The organism is Mesocryomonas lacus (assembly GCF_055730105.2).
Genome location: NZ_JBUZWF020000017.1, coordinates 1 through 4,136 on the forward strand (window position 1 = coordinate 1; position 4,136 = coordinate 4,136).

The window sequence follows — 4,136 nt, forward strand, 5'->3', positions numbered from 1 at the left end:
GTTGCCTGTCATTACGCAAGCGCAACGATAATCGACTATCCGGCCCGTGGCGATCGTGACGGGCCAGCTATTTTTGAATTAATTACTGAGGGTGAACCAGTATCACCAATACATTGTTTTTTCCGGGGATTCTGAGAACGGCGATCGCCTGAATTTTGAGGTTCAGTCAGCTGAACCTAATTATGCCTTCTGAGATGATAACCTAATCCCCGTTTATAGTTCCCGCCTTGAGAATCTGCTGCACATCGGAGGCTCGATCGCGTCGAAGGCACTCCATCTGCTGAATATGCTGTAGCGACTTTTAAAAGCGGACGGCAACGAAATTACGCAAAACGGATCAGACCACTATGTTTTCTGGGTAGGATCGAGGCCCGCAACTCAGTGGGAGAAGTCTCGTCCAACTTTTGTAACGTCCGCTTTCGGACCCCTAAAGCGCATCATTGAGAGACCATGTTGGGCCCGTAGAGGAAGTCATTTCCGACGTCGAGGAGGGGCCGAAAGCGGCCTGTCCGCTTCCAGGGAAGCGTCGCGGATACCTGCCATTCTGCTGACTGACTTGCTACTCGAACTAGCTTCGCATTGCTCGCCGCCACAAGCCCGGAATTGCCGTAACTAGAGTTGTGGCTGCTCTTTAATTGCCTGGCAGGAGGCAAGGAACCAAGCGACTTCCCGATAGGTTCTCGAAAGCGTGAATGTCGCGCTCGAAGAGCCTTTAATGTCGTGGGAGAATACGATGAATTCAACCAACAGTACCGTAATGGGCGACACTGGATTGGATGCAATCGAAGCTCGAAACGAGCACCTTCGCTCGGGCCTTGCCGACACCGTTGGAGAGCTGCGGAGCCGCCTTTCGCCCGAGACCATCAAGACGGACGTGAAGGACAGCATCGTCCAGTCAGGCCAAGACCTGCTTGCGAAGCTCGAGCGATCGGCGCGTGACAACCCCTTGCAGACCGCTGCAATCGGCGCGGGTCTCGCCTATCCGATCTTCGGGATACTTCGGAGCATTCCGGCTCCGATCCTTTTGATGGGTGCGGGCGTCGCGCTGTCCGGTCGTAATAACATCTTCTCGGGACTGATTTCCGGTGAAAAGGTTTCCGGAGCGGTTGCAGCGGGGACCGACAAAGCATCGAGCCTGGCAACCAAGGCGTCAGACGCAGTTTCGACAGCAACTTCCTCGGTGACCTCGACAGCCCAGACCGCGTCCGATCGAGTTACCGACGCAGCGTCGGCGGCGTCGGCCAACGTCACCGATACTTTGAACACTGCGACCCAAAGTGTTTCCGACGCCGCCGACGCCGCGGCTCATCAGGCTCGCATGAAGTACCACGACGCCACCCATGCGGTTGGGGAGGCAACCGACCGGGCTGCAGCGCTCGGACAGCAGGGCCGCGACACGCTTATCGACGCGGTGCAGCGCAACCCGCTGCTTGTCGGAGCGCTGACGGCACTTGCCGGCGCGGCTCTTGCAGCCTTCATCCCGCACAGCCGGACGGAGTCCCGCTTATTCGGGGACGCGAGTGCGCGAGTTAGGGAGCGCGCCAAGTCCACCGCGACGGAAGGTCTTCATGCCGCGATGGATGCAGGTGAGCGGGTTGTCGCCTCCACCCTCGACGCCGCAAGCGATGAGGGTCTCGATGCCGGGTCCGGCCGCGATGCCATTCGCGATCTCGGGGAGCGGGCTGTCGCAGTGGTCGATGCCGGAGTGAAGGCTGTTGTCACGGACGACGAAGCGACCAAGCCCGACACCTCTCGACCGCTGGACCACTGAACGGGCCACTTGGCCATCGACAATCCCATTTCAAACGCGTGGAGACGAAAATGAGCAACACCACATTCAACCAGAACCAGTCCGCCAAGCCCGGCATTGCCGACCAGGCCAGAGCCGCCGCCGACACCGTTGGCGCCGAGGCGAGCTCTTTCGCGAGTGAGGCAAAGGCCGCGGTGAACGATCTGGGAGATCGCGCCAAGCAGGGGGTCCTCGACGCCGCCGAGCACGTCCGCGGTTTTGCCGAAGATCAGAAACTCGCCGGCGCCGATCGCTTTAAGGGATATGCGGGTTCGATCAACCGTGCTGCCAACAGCCTCGACGAAGAGCTGCCGATGGTCGCAAACTTCGCCCGTAAGGCGGCGGGCGAGATCGAGCACCTCGCCGATGCAGTGAAAGATCGGGATCTCGCCGATCTTGTTGGTGTCGTCCATGACTACGCCCGCCGCCAGCCGGCCGTCTTCCTCGGTGCCACGGCGCTGGCCGGCTTTGTGGTCGCCCGGTTCCTGTCGACGTCGGCGCAGAAGCGTTCGAGCGAAGCCAACGTGGGCGAGTGGCGGAGCGATTCCGACCACGCCGGCGCGCCTCGTCCACTGCCCGTCCGCAGCACGCAAGGCTGAAGGAAAATACGATGGCGATACCCCCCGACGATAGAAGCTTCTCAGATTTGATCTCAAACGGTCTTGAGCAGCTTTCCGCTCTATTCCGAAGCGAGATCCAGCTCGCCAAGGCCGAGATGGCAAAGAAGGCGACGAACGCTGGCATGGCAGTCGGCCTGATGGTCGGCGGTGTGGCCTTTGCGATGGCCACTCTCGTCATGCTGCTCACGACCGTCGCGACATTCCTGGTCCAGGCAGGACTTGGAGCAGGCCTTGCCTTCCTGTTGGCGACAATACTCGGGGGCGTTTTCGCGGCAATCCTCGTGTCGTCCGGCATCAAGAAACTGAAGTCCGAGACCCTAGTGCCGGAACGCACCGTGCATCAGGTCCAGATGGACGCCCAAGCGGCGAAAGGAAACAACCCATGAGCCAGACCTCCGATCGTCCCGTCCCATCGTCATATGCGACGGATCCAACGCTTCCCAACATAGGGAACACTGCACCGAAGAAGGACTTTGGCGCAGGTCTCGCCGATGCCGTCCGTGACAATCCCGCATCCGCCGCCCTCATCGGCATGGGGGTGGCGTGGCTGTTCTTCGGCGGTAGCAAAACCTCACTGTTCGCAGCGAGGAAGCATGACGACCACGGTCATCGTGACCATCATCGGTCGGATCGCGAAGAATACGAGATGCGCTTCGAAGCGCCGCGCTATGCAGGGCGGACATCCGACCGCTTTGGCGGCGCCGCGAGCAGTGCCGGCGCTGCCGCAAACAATGCGATGGATGCCGTCGGGTCGGGTGTGCGCCAAGCTGGAGCAGGTATCGCCGGCGGCGCCTCTGCGGTTGCCAACGCTGCATCGCAGGGTTATGGCGCGGCGGCCTCTTACGCCGGCGACGTCGCCTCGAACATAGGATCTGGCGCCTACAATGCGGGCCTCGTCGGGTCGCGGGTCGTCCGGAGCCAAGCGGGCCACGTGCAGCAGACGGTCGGCGAGTTCTTTGAGAACCAACCGCTCGCGCTTGGAGTACTCGGCCTCGCGCTGGGCGCTGGCATTGCGTCGGTCCTTCCTGTGACCGACGTCGAACGGGAATACCTTGGAGAGACAAGCGACGAGCTAAAGGCGCAGGCCCGATCGCTTGCCGGCGAGAAGCTTGGTGAAGCGAAGAACCTTGCGTCGACCGCTATCGACGAGGTCGCCCGCGAAGCTGAGGTTCAGGGCTTGACGAAGACCAAGCTGGGAGAGGTGGCTGCGGACCTGAAAGATCGCGTCGGCAACTTCGCGACCGCCGCTAAGGACAGCATCAACGACCAATCTACCCAGTAAAAGCTCATCCGCGAAGCATATCGGTCCGTCAGTGCAACATCAGAACGGGAGGGCATCGCCTCCCGTTTTCGTGCGCGGGCCCTAAGGGCGACCGATGGGTCTGGACATACCGAACGAATTCAGTCCCAATCACTACATTCTCGTCATTAAGGGGCCAAGCTGCCTATCGCTGGTCGCCCGGGTTTCGGTGGCACTGCGCACCCTCCCGCTGTAGCTACCAATTATCTGAATCCTGTTGTTGGCGTTAATCTTCATCAACCGGGGAATTCAGCGCAACGCCGGGCCGACGTGGACGATCCATCAGCGATGCGCCTTCGACAGCTTCCCCAAGCGAATCGACGTATGCGCGACACTTTCCAGTCTGCATGGGTCCTTCATTAGACCGATTCTTAATTGCTGAGCTCTAGCGTCGTTTGCGGAGGACAGCATGCGCATCGTCAGCAAA

General features: G+C 60.4%; 4 protein-coding genes. All 4 read left to right on the forward strand.

Annotated elements, in window-relative coordinates; all coding sequences use genetic code 11:
• Nucleotides 1-733: 733 nt before the first annotated feature.
• The 4 genes from ACZLZQ_RS24215 to ACZLZQ_RS24230 are packed head-to-tail and all read left to right on the forward strand — an operon-like array spanning nucleotide 734 to nucleotide 3,691.
• A complete protein-coding gene (locus ACZLZQ_RS24215; protein ID WP_472951866.1) occupies nucleotides 734-1,771 on the forward strand; it encodes a hypothetical protein in 1,038 nt (345 codons plus the stop codon).
• Nucleotides 1,772-1,821: 50 nt separating this feature from the next.
• Nucleotides 1,822-2,388 (forward strand): hypothetical protein, encoded by a 567-nt coding sequence (locus ACZLZQ_RS24220; RefSeq protein WP_472951867.1) that lies wholly within the window; start codon nucleotides 1,822-1,824, stop codon nucleotides 2,386-2,388.
• 11 nt (nucleotides 2,389-2,399) lie between these two features.
• Nucleotides 2,400-2,795 (forward strand): phage holin family protein, encoded by a 396-nt coding sequence (locus tag ACZLZQ_RS24225; RefSeq protein ID WP_472951868.1) that lies wholly within the window; start codon nucleotides 2,400-2,402, stop codon nucleotides 2,793-2,795.
• Nucleotides 2,792-3,691, forward strand: coding sequence for a hypothetical protein (locus ACZLZQ_RS24230; protein ID WP_472951871.1), 900 nt, complete (start codon nucleotides 2,792-2,794; stop codon nucleotides 3,689-3,691). Before ACZLZQ_RS24225 ends, ACZLZQ_RS24230 begins: the two co-directional genes overlap by 4 nt.
• Nucleotides 3,692-4,136 lie beyond the last annotated feature (445 nt).

Coding starts and splice junctions, on each gene's coding strand:
- ACZLZQ_RS24215 (WP_472951866.1), top strand. CDS start 734: ATGAATTCAACCAACAGTACCGTAATGGGCGACACTGGATTGGATGCA.
- ACZLZQ_RS24220 (WP_472951867.1), top strand. CDS start 1,822: ATGAGCAACACCACATTCAACCAGAACCAGTCCGCCAAGCCCGGCATT.
- ACZLZQ_RS24225 (WP_472951868.1), top strand. CDS start 2,400: ATGGCGATACCCCCCGACGATAGAAGCTTCTCAGATTTGATCTCAAAC.
- ACZLZQ_RS24230 (WP_472951871.1), top strand. CDS start 2,792: ATGAGCCAGACCTCCGATCGTCCCGTCCCATCGTCATATGCGACGGAT.